Origin of the sequence: Nocardioides pantholopis (assembly GCF_003710085.1) — a bacterium.
GTDB classification, from domain to species: Bacteria; Actinomycetota; Actinomycetes; order Propionibacteriales; family Nocardioidaceae; genus Nocardioides; species Nocardioides pantholopis.
Window position 1 is genome coordinate 2,122,641 of record NZ_CP033324.1, and the last position, 22,076, is coordinate 2,144,716.

General features: G+C 74.8%; 20 protein-coding genes. 7 read left to right on the plus strand and 13 right to left on the minus strand.

Features of this window, described 5'->3' with window-relative positions; all coding sequences use genetic code 11:
* Positions 1 to 6: 6 nt before the first annotated feature.
* On the minus strand, positions 7 to 1,551 hold the full coding sequence (gene arfA / locus EBO35_RS10150) for an arabinosylfuranosidase ArfA (protein ID WP_241153635.1): 1,545 nt from the start codon (positions 1,549 to 1,551) through the stop codon (positions 7 to 9).
* 164 nt (positions 1,552 to 1,715) lie between these two features.
* Here arfA and EBO35_RS10155 point away from each other — a divergent pair, with 164 nt between their 5' ends.
* Complete coding sequence (locus EBO35_RS10155) at positions 1,716 to 2,765, plus strand: LacI family DNA-binding transcriptional regulator (protein ID WP_122817609.1); 1,050 nt, start codon at positions 1,716 to 1,718, stop codon at positions 2,763 to 2,765.
* Between the two features lie 7 nt (positions 2,766 to 2,772).
* On the opposite strand, the gene EBO35_RS10160 is transcribed toward EBO35_RS10155, so the two are convergent.
* Both EBO35_RS10160 and EBO35_RS10165 read right to left on the minus strand, forming a co-directional pair.
* Complete coding sequence (locus EBO35_RS10160; protein ID WP_122817610.1) at positions 2,773 to 4,854, minus strand: family 43 glycosylhydrolase; 2,082 nt, start codon at positions 4,852 to 4,854, stop codon at positions 2,773 to 2,775.
* 248 nt (positions 4,855 to 5,102) lie between these two features.
* The gene (locus tag EBO35_RS10165; protein ID WP_241153636.1) at positions 5,103 to 5,564 is read right to left on the minus strand and encodes a GAF domain-containing protein; all 462 of its coding nucleotides are present in this window, start codon (positions 5,562 to 5,564) and stop codon (positions 5,103 to 5,105) included.
* Positions 5,565 to 5,651: 87 nt separating this feature from the next.
* Here EBO35_RS10165 and EBO35_RS10170 point away from each other — a divergent pair, with 87 nt between their 5' ends.
* The 3 genes from EBO35_RS10170 (at position 5,652) to EBO35_RS10180 (ending at position 8,679) form a co-directional block, all read left to right on the plus strand.
* Positions 5,652 to 6,188, plus strand: a complete 537-nt coding sequence (locus tag EBO35_RS10170; protein ID WP_206422531.1) for a type 1 glutamine amidotransferase domain-containing protein — start codon at positions 5,652 to 5,654, stop codon at positions 6,186 to 6,188.
* A 23-nt stretch (positions 6,189 to 6,211) separates the two neighbouring features.
* Positions 6,212 to 6,805: a LysR family substrate-binding domain-containing protein gene (locus EBO35_RS10175; protein ID WP_122817612.1), complete on the plus strand. Its 594-nt coding sequence runs from the start codon at positions 6,212 to 6,214 to the stop codon at positions 6,803 to 6,805.
* 152 nt (positions 6,806 to 6,957) lie between these two features.
* Positions 6,958 to 8,679, plus strand: coding sequence for a BCCT family transporter (locus EBO35_RS10180; RefSeq protein ID WP_241153637.1), 1,722 nt, complete (start codon positions 6,958 to 6,960; stop codon positions 8,677 to 8,679).
* Here the strand turns inward: EBO35_RS10180 and EBO35_RS10185 are convergent.
* Positions 8,645 to 10,081 carry a GuaB1 family IMP dehydrogenase-related protein gene (locus EBO35_RS10185; protein ID WP_122817614.1) on the minus strand — a complete coding sequence of 479 codons (1,437 nt, stop codon included), beginning with the start codon at positions 10,079 to 10,081 and terminating at the stop codon, positions 8,645 to 8,647. The genes EBO35_RS10180 and EBO35_RS10185 overlap by 35 nt on opposite strands.
* An 11-nt stretch (positions 10,082 to 10,092) precedes the next feature.
* On the minus strand, positions 10,093 to 10,551 hold the full coding sequence (locus EBO35_RS10190) for an ankyrin repeat domain-containing protein (protein WP_122817615.1): 459 nt from the start codon (positions 10,549 to 10,551) through the stop codon (positions 10,093 to 10,095).
* A gap of 37 nt (positions 10,552 to 10,588) precedes the next feature.
* Here EBO35_RS10190 and galK point away from each other — a divergent pair, with 37 nt between their 5' ends.
* Positions 10,589 to 11,767, plus strand: a complete 1,179-nt coding sequence (galK, locus tag EBO35_RS10195; RefSeq protein ID WP_122817616.1) for a galactokinase — start codon at positions 10,589 to 10,591, stop codon at positions 11,765 to 11,767.
* A gap of 83 nt (positions 11,768 to 11,850) precedes the next feature.
* Entirely contained in the window at positions 11,851 to 12,690 is an 840-nt protein-coding gene (locus tag EBO35_RS20200) for a hypothetical protein (protein WP_122817617.1), read from the plus strand.
* 66 nt (positions 12,691 to 12,756) lie between these two features.
* On the opposite strand, the gene EBO35_RS10205 is transcribed toward EBO35_RS20200, so the two are convergent.
* From EBO35_RS10205 to EBO35_RS10215, 3 genes are all read right to left on the minus strand, one after another.
* Positions 12,757 to 13,980, minus strand: a complete 1,224-nt coding sequence (locus EBO35_RS10205) for an acyl-CoA dehydrogenase family protein (RefSeq protein WP_122817618.1) — start codon at positions 13,978 to 13,980, stop codon at positions 12,757 to 12,759.
* The gene (locus EBO35_RS10210) at positions 13,980 to 15,344 is read right to left on the minus strand and encodes an acyl-CoA dehydrogenase family protein (RefSeq protein ID WP_122817619.1); all 1,365 of its coding nucleotides are present in this window, start codon (positions 15,342 to 15,344) and stop codon (positions 13,980 to 13,982) included. Before EBO35_RS10210 ends, EBO35_RS10205 begins: the two co-directional genes overlap by 1 nt.
* Before the next feature lie 189 nt (positions 15,345 to 15,533).
* Positions 15,534 to 16,730, minus strand: a complete 1,197-nt coding sequence (locus EBO35_RS10215) for a homogentisate 1,2-dioxygenase (protein ID WP_122817620.1) — start codon at positions 16,728 to 16,730, stop codon at positions 15,534 to 15,536.
* A 105-nt stretch (positions 16,731 to 16,835) separates the two neighbouring features.
* On the opposite strand from EBO35_RS10215, the gene def reads away from it, so the two are divergent.
* Positions 16,836 to 17,429, plus strand: a complete 594-nt coding sequence (def, locus tag EBO35_RS10220) for a peptide deformylase (protein ID WP_122817621.1) — start codon at positions 16,836 to 16,838, stop codon at positions 17,427 to 17,429.
* Here def and EBO35_RS10225 read toward each other — a convergent pair.
* Genes EBO35_RS10225 through EBO35_RS10245 form a run of 5 tightly spaced genes read right to left on the minus strand, consistent with a single transcriptional unit; the run spans position 17,405 to position 22,071 of the window.
* Entirely contained in the window at positions 17,405 to 18,451 is a 1,047-nt protein-coding gene (locus tag EBO35_RS10225) for an NAD(P)/FAD-dependent oxidoreductase (RefSeq protein WP_122817622.1), read from the minus strand. The genes def and EBO35_RS10225 overlap by 25 nt on opposite strands.
* A complete protein-coding gene (locus tag EBO35_RS10230; RefSeq protein WP_122817623.1) occupies positions 18,448 to 18,960 on the minus strand; it encodes an isoprenylcysteine carboxyl methyltransferase family protein in 513 nt (170 codons plus the stop codon). The genes EBO35_RS10225 and EBO35_RS10230 overlap by 4 nt, the downstream gene beginning before the upstream one ends.
* Positions 18,957 to 20,060 carry a type III polyketide synthase gene (locus EBO35_RS10235; protein WP_122817624.1) on the minus strand — a complete coding sequence of 368 codons (1,104 nt, stop codon included), beginning with the start codon at positions 20,058 to 20,060 and terminating at the stop codon, positions 18,957 to 18,959. The genes EBO35_RS10230 and EBO35_RS10235 overlap by 4 nt, the downstream gene beginning before the upstream one ends.
* Complete coding sequence (locus tag EBO35_RS10240) at positions 20,057 to 21,235, minus strand: NAD(P)/FAD-dependent oxidoreductase (protein ID WP_122817625.1); 1,179 nt, start codon at positions 21,233 to 21,235, stop codon at positions 20,057 to 20,059. Before EBO35_RS10240 ends, EBO35_RS10235 begins: the two co-directional genes overlap by 4 nt.
* Positions 21,232 to 22,071, minus strand: a complete 840-nt coding sequence (locus tag EBO35_RS10245) for a UbiA family prenyltransferase (protein WP_122817626.1) — start codon at positions 22,069 to 22,071, stop codon at positions 21,232 to 21,234. Before EBO35_RS10245 ends, EBO35_RS10240 begins: the two co-directional genes overlap by 4 nt.
* Between the last annotated feature and the right edge of the window lie 5 nt (positions 22,072 to 22,076).

A 22,076-nucleotide genomic window follows, 5' to 3' on the forward strand; every position in this document is an offset into this window, starting at 1 on the left:
TGGGGATCAGCGGGCGTCGGGCGGAGCGCGGTGGGGGTCCGGCCCGAGCCGGACGACGTTCCAGGACACGGGCGGCAGGCTCACCTCGAGCCGGCCGTCCGCGAGTCGGGCCCGCTCGTTGCGGACCGGGACCACGGCGTCGGGCGCCGAGGCCGTGTTGGTGGTGCGGGCCGCCTCGGGTGCGGTGCCGGCCGTGAGCGCGGTGGCCTCGATCAGCCGGTGGCCGGGGAAGCCGCGCAGCTGCGCGGTCAGGTCCAGCGCATCGGTCGTGGAGCGGTTGACGGCCAACAGGGTCAGCGCCCCGCTGTCCTCGTCGTAGGTCGCTGTCGCGTCCAGGAGCGGTACGTCGCCGTGCTCCCCGGCGTCGTAGCTGGGGACCTGCGGCTCCAGGAGCAGCACCTCCCCGCGCGCGTGGGCGGCGGCCTGGGCGAAGGGGTGGAAGATCGTCTGGCGCCAGGCCGGCCCGCCCGGCTCGGTGCGGATCGGCGCGATTACGTTGACCAGCTGGGCCTGGCAGGCGATCGAGACCCGGTCGGCGTGGCGCAGCAGGGTCACCAGCAGGCTGCCGACCACGACCGCGTCGGCGACGTCGTAGGTGTCCTCGATCAGGCGCCGCTCCTCGGCCCAGTCCAACGCTGCCTCGCCGCCGAACCCGGCCTGGTACCAGACGTTCCACTCGTCGACGGCGACCCCCAGCCGGTGCCGGGACTTGCGCCGGGCACCGATGTGGTCGGCGGTCGCGACGATGTCCTCGATGGCCCGGTCCAGCTCGGCACCGCCGGCCAGGCGCTCGGCCAGGCTGCGGCCGGTCGGGTCGGCGTAGTGGTGCAGAGACACGTGGTCCACGACGTCGTAGCACTCCGCCAGGACCGCGGCCTCCCAGGTGGCGAAGGTGGGGATCCGGGTGTTGGAGCTGCCGCAGGCCACCAGCTCCACCCGCGGATCGACCCGGCGCATCGCGTGCGCGGTCTCCAGCGCGAGCCGGCCGTACTCGGTGGCTGTCTTCTGCCCGATCTGCCAGGGGCCGTCCAGCTCGTTGCCCAGGCACCAGACGCGGACGTCGTGGGGCTCCTTGGCGCCGTGGCTGCGGCGCAGGTCCGACCAGTAGGTGCCCTCCGGGTGGTTGCAGTACTCGAGGAGCTCCACGGCCTCCCGGACCCCGCGGGTCCCGAGGTTCACCGCCAGCATCGGCTCCACCGCGGCGCTGCGGCACCACGCGACGAACTCGTCGACGCCGACCCGGTTGGACTCCAGCGCCCGCCAGGCCAGGTCCAGGCGGCGCGGCCGGTCCTCGACCGGCCCGATCCCGTCCTCCCAGCGGTAGCCCGAGACGAAGTTCCCGCCCGGGTAGCGCACGATCGTCGGGCCCAGCTCCCGGACCAGCTCCAGGACGTCCCCGCGGAAGCCCCGCTCGTCGGCGTCGGGGTGACCGAGCTCGTGGATGCCGGTGTAGACGCAGCGGCCCATGTGCTCGACGAACGACCCGAACAGGCGGGGGTCGACGGGACCCACGCGGAAGCCCGGGTCGATCGTGAGTGTGGCGGTAGTCACACCAGCGTTGTACAACGGAATTTGCATCGTTGTAAAGAACCGTGTCCGTGCCGGATCTGAGGTGGCGCGACCAGTAGCCTCGGCCCGTCGAGCCACCGGCCGCCACGGAGCGCTCGGCGCTGCCGGCCGAGGCGCCGCGAGGCGCGTCCTGAGGGAGGAGTCGCATGGGGGCGAGGGCCGAGCGGGTACGCCTGCGGGACGTCGCCGCCCGGGCCGGGGTCTCGGTCAAGACCGTGAGCAACGTCGTCAACGGCTACCAGCACGTCTCCCCCGCCACCCGTGCCAAGGTCCAGGCGGTCCTCGACGAGACCGGCTACCGGCCCAACCTGTCGGCGCGGAACCTGCGCGTTGGACGCACCGGCCTGATCGCGCTGGCCCTCCCCGAGCTCGACAACCCCTACTTCGCCGAGCTCGCCGGCTTCGTGGTCCAGGCCGCCGCGGAGCGCGGGTGGACGGTCCTGGTCGACCAGACCGAGGGCGAACGCGAGCGTGAGCAGGCGGTGGCCTCCGGCTTTCCGCACCACCTGATCGACGGCCTGATCCTCAGCCCGCTCGCCCTCGACGCCCGCGACCTCGACGAGCGCGGACCCGCAGCGATCCCCCTGGTGCTGCTGGGCGAGCGGCTGACCACCGGGTCGGCCGACCACGTCGCCATCGACAACGTCGCGGCGGCCCGCGTCGCCACCGAGCACCTCATCGCCCAGGGCCGGACCAGGATCGCCGCACTGGGGCACCAGCCCGAGGACGGGGCCCGGTCCGGCGTCGCCCACCTGCGGCGCCGCGGGTGGGCGGAGGCGCTGCGGCACGCGGGCCTGCCCGTCGACGACCGTCACCTCGGCGAGGTGTCGAGCTTCGGCCGCGAACAGGGTGCGAGCGCCATGGCCGCGCTCCTGGACCGGGGCACGCGCCCCGACGGCGTGCTGTGCTTCAACGACACCCTGGCGCTCGGCGCCCTGCGGGTGCTGGCCGACCGCGGCATCCGGGTGCCCCACGACGTCGCTGTCGTCGGCATCGACGACGTCGCCGAGGGCCGGTGGTCGGTGCCGAGGCTGACCAGCGTCGCGCCGGACAAGGAGGGCATCGCCCGCAGTGCGGTGCGGATGCTCGCCGAGCGGCTCGAGCCCGGCGGGTCCGAGCTGCCGCCCCGCGACGTGCGCGCCGGCTTCGAGCTGCGCGTGCGCGAGTCCAGCCACGCGAGCCCGACCGTCCCGTGACCCGCGGTCAGCGGGCCCGCAGCCGCCAGGCCCGTACCCCGCGGAACTCCGCGGTGTAGCCGGCCCCGCCCATCGAGACCAGGCCGATCCGGTCCGCCGCACCGAGCTCGTGGCGCCAGGTCCCGCCGCGCACCCAGCGTCCGCCGTCCTGGCGGGTGAACGCGGTGAACCGGTCCCGGCCCGGACGCCGCTGCACGGCGATCCGCAGCGTGGTGGTCTCGCCGGGCGGTCCGACCACGCCGTTGCCGTACCGCGGGTAGCCGGGTGGGCCGGGCGGCACCTCGATCGCCCACTCGGTCTGGCGGGTCTCCCAGATCGAGACGTGGGCCAGCTTGAGGAACCGGTCGTCGTCGGCGTAGGCCAGCAGCCCCGCCTGGACGTAGTTCTGGCAGCAGCCCTCGGGCGGCAGGTCCAGGCGGACCCGGGTCTGCACGGCGAAGTCGCCGCGCGGCGCCGGGCGGGTGAGCACCGAGGCGGTGTTGACCTCCCGGGCCAGGTCCCCGGGCTGGGTCTGCCAGCGCAGCGCCCCGCCGCTCACCTGGTAGGTGGTCGGGTCCGGCTCCCGGACCCAGCTCCAGGCGGAGTCGAGCCCGTCGCCGAAGTCGTCGCGGTAGCCACCAAGCTCGCGCCCGAGGCGGAGCGGGCGGACCGGGGCCGGGGGCCGGTCGGCGCCCTGCCGCGGTCGCACCACCGGCGCGGGCTCCCGGTCGTCGGAGGCCCAGCGGCCCGCCCGCACCTCGGGCCACCCGCGGTCCCAGGTGAGGCGGTCCAGCAGCGCCGGCCGCTTGGTGAACCGGGCCTCCTCCGCCGCCAGCGTCGCCCGGTCCGTCCGGCGCCGGGTCGTGTCGGTGCGAGCCGGGAGGGACTGCCGCTCGTCGGTCTCCGCCGGGCTCGGCACCCCGAACGGGAAGTACGGGTCGCGCTCGTCGACGGCGTGGTAGACCGTCCACCACTGCCCGGCCGCGTCGGTGAAGACGGTGTTGTGACCGGTGCCGACCCACCGGTTCCCGTTGGGCAGGAGCACGGGGGTCCCACCGACCCGCCCGGCCAGCAGCGAGCGCCCCTCGCGGTCCACGAACGGCCCCAGCGGGCTGCGGGACCGGCCGGCGAACACGCCGTACGCCGTCAGCGGGCCGTTGCAGCAGTTGGTCGCCGAGCCGAACAGGTAGTGCCAGCGGCCTCGCCGGACGACGTGCGAACCCTCGTACCGGTTGCCGATGGCGACCTGGGTCGGCGCCCCCGTCGTCGAGATCCCGTCGGGCTCGAACCGCACAGGGGTCCCGTGCACGCCGCCGTAGTAGCTGCCGTAGTAGAGGACGCTGCTGCGCCCGACCGGGTCGGCGCCCTCACCGAGCACGTCGGGGTCGAAGGTCCAGAAGAAGCCGCACTCGGCGGCCGGGTCCGGCCGGGGCGGGACGACCGGCGTGTCGGAGACCTGCCACGGGCCGGTGGGACTGGCGCTCACGGCCACCCCGATGGCGCTGTCGCCGGTGGATGCGCAGGCGTCGGGCCCGCGCAGCGCGTCGTCGGTGTCGGTGACGACGAAGGTCAGGTAGTAGCGACGGGTGGCCCGCGAGTAGGCCACGTCCGGGGCCCAGATGCCGGCGCCCTCGGCGGCCCAGTCCGGCGGGCTCGGCAGCGCGTCCCCCACGTAGCGCCAGTCGACGAGGTTGCGCGAGCGCAGCATCGGGATCGGGTGGAAGACCGGCTCGCCCTGCTCGTCGACGTCCTCGTCGTTGAGCGGGTCGGTGGTGCAGTAGAGGTACCACCACTGGCGCTCGCCGGGGCGCTGGCCGCGCAGCACGGCAGGATCGGCGCAGCTGTCGACGGTGCCGGCCCCGGGCAGGTCCGGGGCGAGCGGGTTCTCGTAGGTCCCTCGCCCACGTCTGCCCGGTGGCGCCGGCAGCTCCGCGGCTGGCGCCGCCGCGGCCGCGGGGGCGGGGGCTGCGGGGGCGGCCGGGGCGGGGGCCGCAGAGGTGGGGGCCGCGGAGAGGAGTGCTGCCAGGACCGCCGTCGCCAGCGCGGCGGGCCCCAGGTGCGACCGGGTGCAGACAGGACGGGCGCCGGCGCGCCGGAGGGAGCTCCACATGTTTTCCAACGTTGCAACCGCGGGCCCGCGTTGGCAATACCCCCGATGGGCGAACGGCGCCGCCCGTTCGGACTCGCCGCTGGCCCCGGTTCCTGCCCGAGCAGGCCCGCCCCTCGCATGGGGGGCGAGGGGCGGGCCGGTCCGGCGCCACCCCACGGGGCCGGTGGCACCGGCGCGAGCGAGACTACGGACGGCGGCCGGAGCCGGGGCCGCGTCGGCGTGCGGATCCTCGGTATTGGGGACGCCGCTCAGCCGAGCGCGCGGATCCGCTGGAAGTTCCGCCCGCCGCGGGCGAAGGTCGCGACCACGGCTGCGGGGGCCCGGTGCTCCTCGACCGCCGCGGCCCACCGGCACGGCCGGACGTGGACCAGGTCCGCGTCGTACGCCGCGGGGGCTGGGTCGTAGCGCCACCCGCCGGTGATGGTTCCGCTGCGGCAGCGCCCGTCCCGGTCCCGGGTCCACACGACCGCGCCGTCCGGCACCGCGGCGAACCGCTCGAGCCGGGCCGCGACGCGCTCGCCGTGCTCCACCGCGGTGCGCCGCAGCGCGTCGGCCCAGGTCGTGGGGGCCGGGGCCAGCCGCCCGCCGATGCCGACGAGCCCCAGGTCCAGGGCGCGCTCCAGGGCCAGCCCGGGGTCGACGTCGTCGCGGCGGCTGCGCATCGGCGCGCGGAAGACGCCGGCCGTGGGACCGGGCGTGGGAACCGTCACGGGCGCGAGCGTAGGCGGTTTGTCCCAGGACCCCGTGGCTACCGGCTCCCCGACAGAGCACCACCGCTTCACAGAAGGAGGACCATCGTGACGGACCTGACCGGTACGAAGATCGCGTTCCTGGTAGCGACCGAGGGGATCGAGCAGGTCGAGCTCACCGGGCCGTGGGAGGCCGCCGAGAAGGCGGGCGCCACCCCGGTCCTGATCAGCACCGAGGCCGGCAAGGTCCAGGCCTTCAACCACCTGGACCCGGCCGACACCTTCGGGGTCGACGTGGTCGTCGACGACGCCGACGTCGCGGACTACGCCGCGCTGGTCCTGCCCGGCGGCGTACCGAACCCGGACGCCCTGCGGATGAACGAGGCGGCCGTCGCGTTCGTCCGCGACTTCGCGGCCTCCGGCAAGCCGGTCGCCGCGATCTGCCACGCAATCTGGGTGCTCATCGAGGCCGACGTCGTGCGCGGCCGGGAGCTGACCTCGTGGCCGAGCCTGCAGACCGACGTCCGCAACGCCGGCGGCAGCTGGGTGGACCGCGAGGTCGTCGTCGACGGCAACCTGGTGACCAGCCGCAAGCCCGACGACATCCCGGCCTTCAACCGGGAGCTGCTCGGCAAGCTCGGCTAGCCGGGCTCCCCTAGGCTGCGCCCGTGCCTCCTGAGCGATCCGCCCCTTTCCGCGTCGGCTTCGTCACCGGCGCCACCCCCGACAAGTGGGCCGGCATCTGGCGGCGGCGCAGCCAGGACCCGCTGGAGCTCGTCCCGGTCACGGAGGCCGACCAGGAGCGTGGGCTGCGCGACGGCAGCCTGGACATGTGCCTGGTGCGGCTGCCCGTCGACCGGGACGGGCTGCACTGCATCCCGTTGTACGACGAGGTCCCGGTCGTCGTGGCCGGCCAGGACCACCTGGTCAGCGTGGCCGACGAGGTGACCCTGGACGATCTGGACGGCGAGCAGCTGGTCCTCCCGCACGCGTCGGGGTGGACGCCGTCGGCCGACCAGCTGGACTGGCCGCCGATGTCGATGCGGGACGCGGTCGAGGTCGTCGCCGGCGGCACCGGGATCCTGATCGTCCCGATGTCGGTGGCCCGCCTGCACCACCGCAAGGACGTCGTGCAGCGCCCGGTCAGCGACCTGCCGCCGACGACGATCGGCCTGGCGTGGCTGGTCGACAACGAGGACGAGCGGGTGCAGACGTTCATCGGCATCGTCCGCGGGCGGACCGCACGCAGCTCGCGTGAATGACCTCACGTCGCGGCGGTACCGCTTGGGTCCGGCCCCCGGTCGAGGTAGTAAGAAGGAGTGTGAGATCCCGACAAACTGACCCCAAGGCCAGCCCGACCCAGCGTCTGCGTGAGGCGGCGAACCAGCCGGTCGAGGACCGCGTCCCTCACCCCGTGCTCGACCGCGAGGCCAGCCCGACGGCCAGCAGGGCCAAGTCTCCCCGCCTCGACCGCGTCGTGTTCGGCGTCACCGCCGGGCTCGCGGTGGCGTTCCTGATCTGGGGCTTCGTCAGCACCGCGTCGTTGTCGAAGGTCGCCAACGAGTCCCTGAGCTGGACCATCGCCAACACCGGCTGGCTGTTCGTGCTCACCGCCAGCGGCTTCGTCGTCTTCGTCCTGTGGCTGGCCCTGAGCCGGTTCGGGGGGATCACCCTGGGCCGGGACGACGAGGAGCCCGAGTTCCGGACCGCCTCCTGGGTCGCGATGATGTTCAGCGCCGGGATGGGCATCGGCCTGATGTTCTTCGGCGTCAGCGAGCCGATCAGCCACCTGATCACCCCGCCCCCAGGCACCGAGGGCGGCAGTGAGGCCGAGGCGATGGAGACGGCGCTGTCGACCACGCTGTTCCACTGGACGCTGCACCCGTGGGCCATCTACGCAGTGGTCGGGCTCGCCGTCGCCTACGGCGTCTACCGCAAGGGCCGCGTCCAGCTGATCTCCGCGGCGTTCGAGCCGATCCTCGGACGGCACGCCCACGGCCCGGCCGGCAAGGTCATCGACATGCTCGCGATCTTCGCGACGCTCTTCGGCTCCGCCGCGTCCCTGGGGCTCGGTGCCCTCCAGATCGGCAGCGGCATCGAGATCGTCGGCGGCATCGGCGAGATCGGCAACGGCGCCCTGGTCATCGTGATCGCGGTCCTGACGATCGCGTTCATCGCCTCGGCCGTCTCGGGGATCGCCCGCGGCATCCAGTGGCTCTCGAACATCAACATGGTCCTGGCGCTCAGCCTGGCGGTGTTCGTGTTCCTGGTCGGACCCACCGTGTTCATCCTCAACCTGGTCCCGAGCACGATCGGCACCTACCTCGCCGACCTGCCGACCATGGTCGGCCGCACCGGGGCCCAGGGCGCCGACACCAGCGCCTGGCTGGAGTCCTGGACCATCTTCTACTGGGCCTGGTGGCTGTCCTGGACGCCGTTCGTCGGCATGTTCATCGCCCGCATCTCGCGCGGTCGCACCATCCGCCAGTTCGTCTCCGGCGTCCTGCTGGTGCCGAGCATGGTCAGCCTGGTGTGGTTCTGCATCTTCGGCGGCTCGGCCCTGCGCCTGCAGCAGACCGGCGCCGCCGACATCGCTGGCGAGGGCAGCACCGAGGGGCAGCTCTTCAGCCTCTTGGAGGCCTACCCGGTGGCGACCTTCACCAGCATCGTCGTCATGGTCCTCATCGCGATCTTCTTCATCTCCGGAGCCGACGCGGCCTCGATCGTGATGGGCACCCTGTCCGAGCGCGGGACCACGGCTCCGCGGCGCGCCACCGTGATCTTCTGGGGTGTCGCGACCGGCGCCGTGGCGGCGGTGATGCTGCTGGTCGGCGGCAACGACGCGCTGAGCGGTCTGCAGTCGATCACGATCGTGGCAGCGCTGCCGTTCGTGCTGGTCATGATCGGCCTCGCGGTCGCGCTGGTGAAGGATCTGCGCACCGACCCCGTCGTGCTGCGCCGGGTCTACGCCCGTGAGGCGGTCGAGCAGGCCGTCATCGCCGGCGTCACCGAGCACGGCGACGACTTCGTGCTCTCGATCGAGCCGACGCCAGCCGGCTCCCACGTCGCCGAGGACCCGGCCGACGGGGACCCGCAGGCGGCTACCACGACGTCGCCAGAGGTCGTCCCTCGCTGAAGCCCGCCGCGGACTGCACGCCCACCACGGCGCGGGCGTGCAGCTCGGCGAGGTTGCGAGCGCCCGCGTAGGTGCAGGCCGACCGGACGCCGGCGCAGATCTCGTCGATGAGGTCCTCGACGCCCGGCCGGGTCGGGTCCAGGTACATCCGCGAGGAGGAGATCCCCTCCTCGTAGAGCGCCTTGCGGGCCCGGTCGTACGCCGACTCGCCGGAGGTGCGGTGCACGACCGCGCGGGCGGAGGCCATGCCGAAGGAGACCTTGTACGCGCGGCCGTCGACGTCGTCGAGCAGGTCGCCGGGCGACTCGTGGGTCCCGGCGAACCAGGAGCCGATCATCACGCTGGAGGCGCCCGCGGCCAGGGCCAGCGCGACGTCGCGGGGGTGGCGCACTCCCCCGTCGGCCCACACGTGGGCACCGAGGTCGCGGGCGGCAGCGGCGCACTCCAGGACCGCGGAGAACTGCGGGCGGCCGACGCCGGTCATCATCCGGGTCGTGCACATCGCCCCCGGGCCCACCCCGACCTTGACGATGTCGGCCCCGGCCTCGACCAGGGTGCGGGTGCCGTCCGCCGAGACGACGTTGCCGGCCGCGACCGGGACCTGCGGGTCCAGGGCGCGCACCGCGCGCAGCGCCTCGACCATCCGGTCCTGGTCGCCGTGGGCGGTGTCGACCACGAGGCAGTCCACGCCGGTGGCGAGCAGCTGCGCCGCCCGCTCGGCCACGTCGCCGGTGACCCCGACGGCCGCAGCCACCCGCAGTCCTGCGCGGGCGTCGACGGCGGGCTCGTAGAGGGTCGCGCGGACCGCGGCCGCCCGGGTCAGCACGCCGACCAGCCGACCGTCGCCGTCGACGCCGACCGCCACCGCGACCCGGGCCCGGTCGAGGGCGTCGAACGCGGAGCGCGGGTCGATCCCGGCGTCCAGGGTGACCTCCACCGGACCCATGACATCGCGCACCTGGGCGAACCGGTCCACATCCGCGCAGTCGGCCTCGGTGACCACGCCGATCGGCCGCCGGTCCTCGACGACGACCGCGGCCCGGTGGGACCGCTTGGGGATCAGCGAGAGCGCCTCGGCGACCGTCTGGTGGGGGGCGAGCTCGATCGCGGTGTCGAAGACCAGGTGCCGTCGCTTGACCCAGGACACGACGTCGGCCACGACCGGGACCGGGATGTCCTGGGGGATGACGACCAGGCCCCCGCGCCGGGCCACGGTCTCGGCCATCCGCTTGCCGGCGATCGCCGTCATGTTGGAGACCACGACCGGGATCGTCGCGCCGCTCCCGTCCTGGGTGGCCAGGTCCACGTCGTACCGGCTGGCGACGCCGGAGTGGCGCGGGAGCATGAAGACGTCGTCGTAGGTCAGCTCGTAGGGCGGAACCGCGTCGTGGAGGAAGCGCACGAGCCCAGACGCTACTCGGCCGGACCTTCCCTGTCGGGCCCTTCGGCGTCGGATCCCGGAATGACGGGCCCGGTGGCGCCGGGGATCGTGCGCCCGAACATGGCGGCGGTCTCGCGCGCCGTCGGGTGACCGGCGTCGAGGTCGGCACCCAGCCGCACCAGGAGGTCGATGACGTCCTGGTCGCCCTTGAAGACGGCGCCGGCCAGCGGCGTCTGCCCGCGGTCGTTGGTGCGCTCGATGTCGGCGCCGCGCTCGGCCAGGCCGGCGACCACCGCAGCCTGCCCGTGGTAGGCGGCCAGCATCAGCAGCGTGTTGCCCTGGGGGTCGGTGAGGTTCACCGGAAGCCCGGCGTCGACGTAGGCGAGCAGCTGCTCGGCGTCCCCCGCCCGGGCCAGGTCGAACATCTTGTGCGCGAACTCGATGACCTCCTGATCGAGGTGGGGCACCGGCTCGTTGGTTCCGTCGCTCATGGTCAGAGTCTGTCAGGGCGGTCCCTAGGCTGGGGCCATGGCTGTCCTCGAACCCGGTGACCCGTCCGAGCTCGCCCGCCGCGCCGCCGCCGGCTTCGCCGAGCGGTACGCCGCGCCGCCCACCGTCGTGGGCCGGGCGCCCGGGCGGGTCAACCTGATCGGCGAGCACACCGACTACAACCGCGGGCTGGTGCTGCCGGTGGCGCTCCCGCACGCGACCTACGCTGCGGCCGCCGCCCGCACCGACGGCCTGGTCCGGATCGCGAGCGCCTCCCAGGCCGAGCCCTGGGACGGCAGCCTGGACGCCATCGCGCCCGGCTCGGTGCCCGGCTGGGCGGGGTACGCCGCCGGCGTGCTGTGGGCACTGCGGGAGGCCGGGTACGAGGTCCCGGGCGTCGACCTGCACATCGACAGCACAGTGCCGCTCGGCGCCGGCCTCTCCAGCTCGGCCGCGCTGGAGTGCTCGGTCGCCGTCGCCGTCGCGGGGCTGCTCGGCCTGGACCTCGACGACGGCCTGCGCGAGGCGCTGGTGGACGCCGGGGTCCGGGCCGAGACCGAGGTCGTCGGCGCGCCCACCGGCGGCATGGACCAGGCCATCGCCGTGCACGGCGAGGAGGGCTGCGCGCTGCTCATCGACTTCGACGCCGACGTCCACCGCGCCGTGCCGCTCGAGCTGGGCGGCCGCACGCTGCTGGTCACCGACACCCGGGTCACCCACGAGCTCACCGACGGCGGGTACGCCGGCCGGCGCGCGGAGTGCGAGCAGGCGGCCCGCCTCCTCGGCGTACCGTCGCTGCGGCAGGCCGACCCGGAGGCCGTCGAGCGGATCGAGGACGAGGTGGTCCGCGCCCGGGCCCGGCACGTCGTCACCGAGGTGGCACGGGTGGAGGCCACCCTGGCCGCCCTGGACGCCGGCGACTGGCCGGCGGTCGGGCGCTGCTTCCTCGCCTCGCACGTGTCGATGCGCGACGACTTCGAGATCTCCACCCCGGAGCTGGACACGGCCGTGAGCGTCGCCGTCGAGGCCGGGGCGCTGGCGGCCCGGATGACCGGCGGCGGCTTCGGCGGCTCGAGCGTGGCCATCGTCCCTGACGACCGGGTCGCCGCGGTGACCCGGGCGATCGACGCCGCCTTCGCGCTGAACGGCTACCGGCCCGCCTCACACCTGGTGGCGACCCCGTCCGCCGGGGCCGGGCTGGTCGAGCCGGTCTCCTGACCGGTTCCGGGCTCGGGGCGTGAGCCGACCGTACTCGGGGTACGGACCCCACGACCGCGACCACCCGGAAGGGGAGCCCATTCATGGCCCGCAAGAGCCCGCTCACCAAGCTCGTCGACACCGCCCTCGGCACGATCAAGGACGCGACCAAGGACCCGGTCGGCACCGGGCAGAAGGTGGTGGGACAGGCACTCGGACAGGCCATCGGCACGGTCGCCACGGTCTCCGGGCTCGTGGCCGACCGCCTCAAGCCGCCGGCCGACGCACCGCAGGTCCAGCCGTCCGAGCCGACCCCGCCGGCCGAGCCGGTCGCCGGCCCGCAGAAGGTGCAGGGCGACCCGGTCCGGCCGCTGACCTCCCGCGGGAAGACGCCGAGCCCAGCGAAGAAGGTCACGCCCGCCAAGAAGGCGACCCCGGACAAGAAGGCGACGCCGGCGAAGAAGGCAGCACCGACCAGTCAGGCAGCACCGGCAACCAAGGCGGCCCCGGCGAAGGCGGCCCCGGCCAAGAAGACTGCGGCGAAGAAGGCCGCCCCGGCGAAGAAGGCGGCCCCCGCGAAGACCGCCAAGACCGCCGCCAAGAAGAGCGCTCCGGCCACCTCGATCGACGCCGCCGCCGATCCCTCGTCGGTCGACGTGACCCCGGCCGACGTGGCCAAGAAGGCGGTCGCGGCCGCGCCGGCGACGAAGACGCCGACCCGCAAGGGCACGACGAAGGGCAGCCCGGCGAAGACCGGCCCCACGAAGACCGGCACCGCGAAGAAGTCCCCGAGCCCGGCCACCGCGGCGAGCACCGCGCAGGCCCCCGGCGCCAAGCTCCCGCCCCGGAAGGCTCCCGACACCGGCGCCGACCAGCAGGCCGGCTCCGGCTCGACCGGCGGCACCGACCAGGCCGGCTCGACCGGCTCGGCCGACCAGGGCTGAACCCGAGACCGGGCGATCCGCGCTGGCTGCCCCAGCCCGGATCGCCCGGAGCTCGTCGGTCCGGCGTTACCTCAGCTCGGCGCTGGACAGGCCCAGCACCCGCCGGGCCACGATCAGCTGCTGGATCTGCTGGGTCCCCTCGAAGATGTCGAGGATCTTGGAGTCGCGAGCCCACTTCTCCAACAGCTCGCCCTCGCTGTAGCCCACCGAGCCGGCGAGCTCGACGCAGCCGAGCGTGATGTCGGAGCCGACCCGGCCCGCCTTGGCCTTGGCCATCGACGCCTCCAGCGAGTTCGGACGCCGGTTGTCGGCCATCCACGCCGCCTGGAGCATCAGCAGGTGCGCCGCCTCCCAGTCGGCCTCCATCTGGAGCAGCCGGGCCGCCGCCGCGGACTGGGTCGGCGCCGGCCGGTCGTAGTCGACGCTCACGCCGGCCTCGGCGAGCAGGTCGCGGGTCAGGTCCAGGGCCGCACGGGCACAGCCGACCGCCATCGCCGCGACCAGCGGACGGGTGTTGTCGAACGTCGCCATCGCGCCGGCGAAGCCCTGGCTGACGTCGACGTCCGGCGAGCCCAGGAGGTTCTCCCGCGGAACCCGGCAGTCCTCGAGGATGATCGTCGCGGTGTCCGAGGCCCGGATCCCGAGCTTGTGCTCGAGCCGCTCCACCCGCATCCCCGGCGTGCCCTTGGCGACGACGAAGGACTTGATCGCGGCCCGGCCCAGCTCCCGGTCCAGGGTCGCCCAGACGACTACATGGTCGGCCCGCTCTCCGGAGGTCACGAAGATCTTCTCGCCGTTGAGGACGTACTCGTCCCCGTCGAGCACCGCGGTCGTCCGGATGTTCGCCGAGTCCGACCCGGTGCCGGGCTCGGTGATCGCCATCGCGGCCCAGACGTCGGCGAACCGCTCCTGCTGCTCGGCGTTCGCCACCGAGGCGATCGCGGAGTTGCCCAGGCCCTGGCGCGGCATCGAGAGCAGCAGCCCGACGTCGCCCCAGCACATCTCGGAGATCGACATCACCGAGGCCAGGTTGGTGCCGTTGCGCACCCCGCCCCCGTCGGTGCCGCCGGCGTCCTCGTCGCGGCGTACGCCGGCCGCGCCGGCGCCCTCGCTGGCGCCGGACTCCGCGAGGCCGTCGATCATCGCGGCCAGCATGTCCAGCTCGGTGGGGTACTCGTGCTCCGCACGGTCGTACTTGCGCGAGATCGGCCGCAGCATGTTCATCGCGACCTGGTGGGCCTGGCCCGCCAGGGTGCGGAACTTCCGGGGGTCCTCGAGGTTGATCGCCATCAGACCAGCACCGTTCCTTCCATGACGGCGACCGCGCGCAGGTCGCGGTACCACCGCTCCACCGGGTGCTCCTTGACGAAGCCGTGGCCGCCGAGGAGCTGGACGCCGTCCAGCCCGATCTGCATGGCCTTCTCGGCGCACAGCGTGCGCGCCAGCGCGACCTCGCGGGAGAAGTCCTTGCCGGCGGCGGCACGGGAGGCCGCCTTCCAGGTGAGCAGCCGCATCGCCTGTAGCTCGATCGCGATGTTCGCGACCATGAACGCGACCGACTGGCGGTGCGCGACCGGCTCGCCGAACGCCTCGCGCTCCTTGACGTACGGCGTGACGTAGTCGAGCACGGCCTGGCCGGTGCCGACCGCGAGGGCGCACCACGCCAGCCGGGAGAGCCGCACGCACTCGGCGTACGTCGTGCCGTCGGTGGCGCCGAGGACGGCGTCCACCGGCACCCGGACGCCGGTGAGCGTGAGCCGGGTCAGGCCCGCGGCGCGCAGCCCCATGGCCGGGTCGCCCTCGACCTCGAGCCCCGGTGTGCCGGACTCGACGAGGAAGAGGACCGGGCGGCCCTCCAGCGCCGCGCCCACCACGAACAGCTCGGCGTCGGCGCCCCGAGCGACGACGGACTTCACGCCGTCCAGCACGAACCCGGCGCCGTCGCGGACCGCGGTGGTGGCGGGCTCGAGGACGTCGAAGAGCACCCGCGGCTCATTGAGGGCGAGCGCGGCGGCGGGCACGTCGGATCCCGTGAACGCCGGCAGGTAGGTCTGCTGCTGCTCGTCGGTGCCCCACAGCCCGATCGCGGTCGCGACCGACCCCGGTGCCAGCGCAGCCACGGAGAGCCCCATGTCCCCCCGTGCGAGCGCCTCGGCCACCAGGGTGCCGGCCATCGCTGACCGCTCCTCGCTGATCCCGCCCAGGGCCTCCGGGATCCCGAGCGTCGGCAGCCCCACCTCGGCGGTGGCGGCCAGCACCTCGGCCGGCGCCGCGCACGCGGCGTCGGCCGCCGCGGCCGCGGGCCGCAGCACGTCGGTGGCCAGCTCGGTCACCACGTCGACGAGCATCTGCTCGTCCTCGGTCGGTGTCAGGTCGAACAGCCCGCTGGTCCGGGCGCTCGGGACCCGCACCCCCGGCTTGCCGCGCTGCCCGGACCGGGCGAAGGTGCGGCTCGCGGCGGTCAGGGTCCGGAAGCCGCCCCGGGTCGCGGTGAACACCCCCCGCTCGGTCTGCTTGCGCACCCCGAGCCGGTCCAGCAGGTCACTGCGGGCCAGCAGCCCGAGCGCGGCGACGGCGTACCCGATGGGGTCGCGCGTCTCCTGGGACGACAGCCCGTGCTTGCCACCGGGTCTGAGGCTCTGGATCAAGGACATGCGGAAAATGTAACGCGGAGTTACACCTGGCGCTACTCGCCGCGCCTCCGAGCGGATCGGGGCGCCCGGACCGCGCTCATCGCCGCCGGGACGGCGTACTCCTCGGCCACCTCACGCGCCTCTCGGTCATGGCAGAGGCCGAGATCCCCGGGGATCCCGCCACCCCGGCAACACCGAACCGGTCCCCGGTCACTCCCCTCGCCGGCCACCCGCCCAGGACCAGGCGTACTGCCCGTCGTCGCAGGCCAGGCCGGCCTCGCCGAGGTCCAGCGGGCGGAAGGTGTCGACCATGACCGCGAGCTCGTCGACGGCCTCCAGGCCGATCGAGCGCTCGTAGGCGCCCGGCTGCGGGCCGTGCGGGTGCCCGCCCGGGTGCAGGCTGATCGAGCCCTGGCCGATGCCGGAGCCGCGCCGCGCCTCGTAGTCGCCGCCGCAGTAGAACATCACCTCGTCGGAGTCGACGTTGGAGTGGTAGTACGGAACCGGGATCGCCAGCGGGTGGTAGTCGACCTTGCGCGGCACGAAGTTGCAGACCACGAAGTTGTGGCCCTCGAAGACCTGGTGCACCGGCGGCGGCTGGTGCACCCGCCCGGTGATCGGCTCGAAGTCGGCGACGTTGAGGACGTAGGGGTACAGGCAGCCGTCCCAGCCGACCACGTCGAAGGGGTGGTGCGGCAGCACGTGCACGGTGCCGGCGATCCCGCCGGGGCCGGGCCCGCGGTGCTTGAGGTAGACCTCGACGTCGCCGCCCTCCAGCACCCGCGGCTCCTCCGGGCCGCGCAGGTCGCGCTCGCAGTACGGCGCGTGCTCGAGCAGCTGGCCGTAGCGCGACAGATAGCGCCGGGGCGGGCCGATGTGGGAGTTGGCCTCGATCGCGTAGATCCGCATCGGCCCCTCGGGGACCACGCGGTACGTCGTCGCGCGCGGGACCACTACATAGTCCCCCGGCCCGGCGTCGAGGTCGCCGAAGACGGTCTCCACCCGACCCCGGCCGTCCTCGACGTAGAGGCACTCGTCGCCGATCCCGTTGCGGTAGTACGGGCTCGTCACGCTGGCCACGACGTAGCCGAGCCGCACGTCGGCGTTGCCGAGCAGCAGCCGGCGCCCGGTCACCGCGTCGGCCGGCTCGGGCGGGTCGGCGAACAGGGCGTGGGTGGCGAGGTGGCGCGGCAGCAGCGGGTGGTTGGGGACCAGTGCCTGGTCCGGCAGGTCCCAGGTCCGCACGTCGACCAGCGCCGAGGGGAGGTGCCGGTGGTAGAGCAGTGAGGAGTCCGAGGTGAAACCCTCCTCCCCCATCAGCTCCTCGTAGCGGAGGTTGCCCTCCTCGTCGCGGTGCTGGGTGTGCCGCTTGGGCGGCACCGAGCCCGCGGAGCGGTAGTACGCCATCGGTCCTCCTCGACTGTGGTGCACCTCACCCTGCCACGCCCGGGGTCGCGCCACGACTGCCCGTCACTGCCAGGGCTGCCAGGACTGCCGATAGCATCCGGAACCATGTCCGACGCCCCCGAACCGCCCGAGCACGCCCCGTACGGACCGCTTCCCGAGGGTGGCACCGTCCGCCCGATGACCCGGTGGGGCACCCCGGTCATGCACCGCCCGCAGCAGCCGGTCACGGCGTACGACGAGGAGCTGCGCGCGCTGGTCGCCGACATGGTCGCGACGATGTACGCCGCGGACGGCGTCGGGCTCGCGGCCTGCCAGATCGGCGTCGACCTCGCGGTGTTCGTCTTCGACTGCCCCGACGCCTCCGGCGAGCGCACCGTGGGCGTGGTGTGCAACCCCGAGGTCACGCTCCCCGAGGGACGCGATCGCCGGCTCGACGTCGAGGAAGAGGGCTGCCTGTCCTTCCCGGGGGCCTTCGTCGACTGCGCCCGGCCGGACTTCGCCACGGTCACCGGCACCGGCCTGGACGGCCAGCCGGTCACGTTCGCGGGCGACGGGCTGCTCGCCCGGTGCCTGCAGCACGAGACCGACCACACCCGCGGGATGGTCTTTGGCGACCGGCTCCCGGACAAGGCGCGCAAGAAGCTGCAGAAGGCCCACGACAAGGCGGCGCCGGACTACCCGGAGCAGTGGCCGGCCTGAGCGGGACCGGCGAGCGCGTTCACGGCACTCGCGAACGCGACCGGCACCCGTTCAGCGGTCGGCACCAGCCCGCGGCGCACGACCGGCACCCGGGTGGCCTGCACCAACCCGGCGGTCAACCAGCGGTAGCGGCGGGTCAGCCGCCGCCAGTCCTGCTCGTAGCGCTGAGGGACGCCGTCGCGCAGGGCCGTGACCGCCGCCGAGGCCTGGGCGAGCGCCAGCGCGACGCCCTCACCGGTCAGCGCGTCGACGTACCCGGCGGCGTCGCCGACCAGCAGCACCCGCCCGGCGGTCCGGGCCCGCACCCGCCGACGCAGCGGCCCGGCGCCGCGCACCGGACCGGCCGGCTCCCCGCCGGCCAGGCGCTCGCGCAGCTGCGGGAACGCTGCCAGCTGCTCCTCGTAGGTCCCGCGCCGGCCGCTGAGCACCGCGACGCCGACCCGGTCCGCGGCGACCGGCGTCACGTAGGCCTCGGCCGTCGGCGCCCAGTGCACCTCCACGAACGAGGTCCACGGCGCGAGCGCGAAGTGCCGGCGCTGCCCGAAGCGGCGCAGCCGGCCGGTTCCGGCGTCGAGGCCGAGCTGGCGGCGCACCGGCGAGTGCAGCCCGTCCGCGGCGACCAGGTACCGCGCGGCCACCCCGTCGAGGTGCACCGCGGCATCGTCCTGGCGCACCACCCCCGCCGCGCGGGGCACGACCCGGACCCCTGCCGCCACGGCGCCCTCGCGCAGCGCGGCGTGCAGGACGGTACGCCGCACACCGCGGCCGGGTCCGGCGCGGAACGCGGCCTGCGCCCGCCGCGACCCCGCGAGGTACCGGATCCCGGTCAGGTCCTGCCCGGCCGGGTCCAGCCCGAGGTCCTGCAGCGCGCGCAGGGCGCCGGGCATCAGCCCCTCCCCGCAGGCCTTGTCGACAGCCCCGGGACGGGGCTCCCACACCTCGACCTCGAGCCCGGCCCGGGCGGCGAGCAGCGCGGTGGCCAGGCCGGCCGGACCGCCGCCGGCCACCAGCAGGTCGATCATGCCCGCAGGGCCCGGTCCTCGACCCGGATCCGGACCCGCAGCAGCGCCGCGTTGCAGAGCGTGAACACCAGGGCGGTCAGCCAGGCCGCGTGCACCAGCGGCAGGGCCAGCCCCTCCACCACCACCGCGACGTAGTTGGGGTGCGGCACCCGGCGGTAGGGCCCTCCGGTCACCAGCGGGAGTCCGGGCACGACGATGACCCGGGTGTTCCAGCGTCGCCCCAGCGTGGCGATGCACCACCAGCGCAGCCCCTGGGAGGCCAGCACCAGCAGCAGCATCGTCCACGCCAGCGCCGGTGCGACGTCCGGGCGCCAGACCCACACCTCCACCAGCGCCCCGATCAGCAGGCCGGTGTGCAGGACCACCATGACCGGGTAGTGCCCCTGCCCGGTCTCCACGCCTCCCCGGGCCAGGCTCCATGCGGCGTTCCGCTTCGAGACGACGAGCTCGGCGACCCGCTCCAGGCCGACCGCGGCGACCAGGATCGTGAACAGGACCTCGCTGCTCATGCCGCGACCTCCGGGGCCCGCAGCAGCACCAGCTCGGCGCAGAACCCCGGCCCCATCGCCAGCATCAGGCCGTGGGAGCCGGGCCGGGGTGGACGGCGCTCGAGGGTGTCGGCCAGCACGTGCAGGACCGAGGCCGAGGACAGGTTCCCGATGTCGCGCAGCGAGTCCCAGGTGACCTCCAGGTCCGCGCGCTCGACCCCGAGGGTGTCCTGGAGGGCCTCGAGCACCTTCGGCCCGCCGGGGTGCGCGACGTACCACTCGATGTCCTCGCGCCGCAGGCCGTGGTCCTCGAGGAACCCGCGCACGTCCTCACCGACGTAGGCACGCACGATGTCCGGCACCGCGCTGTCCAGCACGATCTTCAGCCCGGTGGAGCCGACGTCCCAGCCCATCGTGCGCTCGGAGTCCGGATAGAGGCGGCTGCGGCTGGCCAGCACCTCCGGCTGGGGCGGGCGGTGGCCGGAGCGGTCTCCCGGCAGTGCGCGGTACCGGTCGGCCCCCACCGCGACCACCGCGGCGGCGCCGTCCCCGAACAGACCGCTGGCGACCAGGTTCGGCACCGACACGTCGTCGCGCTGCAGGGTCAGCGAGCACAGCTCCACCGACATCAGCACCGCCACCGCGTCGGGGTGGCCGATCAGGTAGTCGTGCAGCCGCGCGACCCCGGCGGCGCCGGCGACGCAGCCCAGGCCGACCAGCGGCACCCGGACCACGTCGGGCCGCAGCCCGATCACCGAGGCCACCCGGGCATCGAGGGAGGGCACGGCCAGGCCGGTCACGGTCGCGGAGATGATCAGGTCCACGTCCTGCGGGGTGAGGTCCACGGCCTTGAGGGCCTCGACGACCGCCCGGGCCCCGAGCTGGACACCGGCCTCGATGAACGCGTCGTTCGACTCGCCGAAGTCGGCGAGCTCGCCGTACCGCTCCAGCGGCAGGGCGGTGTGCCGCGTCTGCACGCAGGCGTTGCGGTGCAGCCGGTCGACCACCGCGCGGGAGACCTGGCCGCGGACCATCGTCTCGGTGAAGGCCTCGGTGATCACTGCCTGGTCGTAGCGGTGCTCGGGGAGGGCACCGCGGACGCTGAGGATGTGCATGCTCATGTCTCCTGGAGCTGGTGGGCGGCGGGCGGGCTGGCAAGCAGGGCGGACAGGAGTGCCGTGGCGACGCGGGGCGTGATCCGCCCGTCGGCGAGGCCGAGCGCGACCAGGTCGTCGAAGACCCGCTGGTCCCCCGCGGCCGCGCGGAGGCCGGCGTCGAGGACCGGCCCGGCGTCGATCAGGCGGGCGGCGAGCGCGGTGTGGCGCAGGTGCGCGGCCAGGAGCGGCCGGGTACGCCGGGCGTAGCGGCGCCCGGCGCTTCCCGGGTCCCCGGCGCCGAGCGCCTCCGCGGCCGCGCGACCGGCGGCCAGCCCGGTCGCCACGGCGTAGAAGATGCCCTCGCCGGTCATCGGGTTCACCAGGCCCGCGGCGTCGCCCGCCAGCAGCACCGGGCCCCGCGGCGGGCGCCACCGGCCGCCGGCCAGCGGGAGGTGATGGCCGCGCCAGCCCGTCGCTCCCCGGCCCGCGCCGGGCAGCAGCTCCTCCACGCCGCCGAGCAGCTCGGCGCGCGTGGGCGCCGGCTGGTGGGGCCCGAGCAGCTCGCCGTACCCGACGTTGGCGCGGCCGTCGCCGCAGTCGAAGGACCAGGCGTAGGAGGGCTGCCGGGTGGTGCCGAAGACGATCACCTGGGCGCCGCGCCGCTCGGCCGGCACCGGGGCGTAGCCGCGCAGCGCCAGCGCGGTGGGACCGGGAGCGGCTCCGCAGGCGCGGCGCACGACCGAGGAGGCGCCGTCGGCGCCGACCAGCACCCGGGCGGCGTGCAGGCCGTCGACCAGCGTGCCGTCCCGGCCCGCCGTGATCCGGCGGGCCCGGTGCCGCACCAGCTGCGCGCCGCGGGCCCGGGCGGCGTCCACCAGCCGGGCGTCGAGCACCGCGCGCGGCACGACCCACCCGGGTCGCGCCATGTCGCGGTCCACCCCTGCCGCACCGCGCTGCAACCGCAGCCGGCGGACCGGCACCCGATCGTCGAGGAGGCCGCGGACCCCGACGCCCGCGAGCAGGTCGAGGACCTGCGGGGCGACCCCGTCGCCGCACGCCTTGTCCCGGGGGAACGCGGCCCGGTCCAGGAGCCCGACCCGCAGGCGGGGGTCCCAGGCCAGGGCCCCGAGGGCGGTCGCCGTACCCGCGGGACCGGCCCCGACCACGAGCAGGTCCCAGGTGGTCGTCGGGCCGCTCATCGCGCGACCGCCACGAGCAGCACCACGTCGATCAGCGCGATCGCCATCGCCGCCCGGAACGGCGTGCGGCCGGACCCGGCGAGCGTTCCGACGGCCAGCACCGCGACGAGGAGCAGCGCGAGCAGCGCCCACCCCGGCGCCGGTCCCGGCGGACCGGCCACCGACAGCACGGTCGCCGCGGTCAGCAGCAGTGCGGCGAGGGCCCGGCAGCCGCGCGCGCCGACGCGGTGGGGCAGCCCGCGGACACCGGTCGCGAGGTCGTCGGCCAGGTCCGGCATCGCGTTGAGGAAGTGGGCGCCGACGCCGAGCGCCGCGCCCGCGCCGACCATCCACGCCGGCGCCCAGGCCGGCGGCTCCCCCGCGGTCAGCACCACGGCCGGCAGCGCACCGAACGCCACGGCGTACGGGAGCCAGGACCAGACGGTGGCCTTGAGGACCAGGTTGTACAGGTGGCCGGCGCCCACGAGCAGGACGAGGTGCACGGCCGCGCTGCGCCAGCCCAGCGGGACCGAGAGCGCCACCGCGGCGATTCCCGCGACGCTCAGCGCCGCGAGGACCACCCCCGGGGACACCTCGCCGGTGGCGAGCGGCTTGTCGCTGCGGCCGACGTGCCGGTCGCGGGCGGCGTCGCGCAGGTCGTTGCCCCAGCCGATGGTGAGCTGGCCGGCCAGGACCGCGGCCGTGACGGTGGCGGCCCGCGGAGCTGGCAGGTGCGCGGCCAGCGCGAGCAGGGCGGCCACCGTCGCGACGACGACGGTCGGCCCCGGGTGGGCTGCCCGGACCAGCGCGAGCGGGGGGCTCGTGCCCCGCGCGACCGGCGGCACCTGGCTGGCCATGGCCG

Excerpts from the sequence above, each read along its gene's own strand:
- EBO35_RS10155 (WP_122817609.1), top strand. The coding sequence starts at position 1,716 with ATGGGGGCGAGGGCCGAGCGGGTACGCCTGCGGGACGTCGCCGCCCGG.
- EBO35_RS10160 (WP_122817610.1), bottom strand. The coding sequence starts at position 4,854 with ATGTGGAGCTCCCTCCGGCGCGCCGGCGCCCGTCCTGTCTGCACCCGG.
- EBO35_RS10190 (WP_122817615.1), bottom strand. The coding sequence starts at position 10,551 with ATGAGCGACGGAACCAACGAGCCGGTGCCCCACCTCGATCAGGAGGTC.
- galK (WP_122817616.1), top strand. The coding sequence starts at position 10,589 with ATGGCTGTCCTCGAACCCGGTGACCCGTCCGAGCTCGCCCGCCGCGCC.
- EBO35_RS20200 (WP_122817617.1), top strand. The coding sequence starts at position 11,851 with ATGGCCCGCAAGAGCCCGCTCACCAAGCTCGTCGACACCGCCCTCGGC.
- EBO35_RS10205 (WP_122817618.1), bottom strand. The coding sequence starts at position 13,980 with ATGGCGATCAACCTCGAGGACCCCCGGAAGTTCCGCACCCTGGCGGGC.
- EBO35_RS10210 (WP_122817619.1), bottom strand. The coding sequence starts at position 15,344 with ATGTCCTTGATCCAGAGCCTCAGACCCGGTGGCAAGCACGGGCTGTCG.
- EBO35_RS10215 (WP_122817620.1), bottom strand. The coding sequence starts at position 16,730 with ATGGCGTACTACCGCTCCGCGGGCTCGGTGCCGCCCAAGCGGCACACC.
- def (WP_122817621.1), top strand. The coding sequence starts at position 16,836 with ATGTCCGACGCCCCCGAACCGCCCGAGCACGCCCCGTACGGACCGCTT.
- EBO35_RS10225 (WP_122817622.1), bottom strand. The coding sequence starts at position 18,451 with ATGATCGACCTGCTGGTGGCCGGCGGCGGTCCGGCCGGCCTGGCCACC.
- EBO35_RS10230 (WP_122817623.1), bottom strand. The coding sequence starts at position 18,960 with ATGAGCAGCGAGGTCCTGTTCACGATCCTGGTCGCCGCGGTCGGCCTG.
- EBO35_RS10235 (WP_122817624.1), bottom strand. The coding sequence starts at position 20,060 with ATGAGCATGCACATCCTCAGCGTCCGCGGTGCCCTCCCCGAGCACCGC.
- EBO35_RS10240 (WP_122817625.1), bottom strand. The coding sequence starts at position 21,235 with ATGAGCGGCCCGACGACCACCTGGGACCTGCTCGTGGTCGGGGCCGGT.
- EBO35_RS10245 (WP_122817626.1), bottom strand. The coding sequence starts at position 22,071 with ATGGCCAGCCAGGTGCCGCCGGTCGCGCGGGGCACGAGCCCCCCGCTC.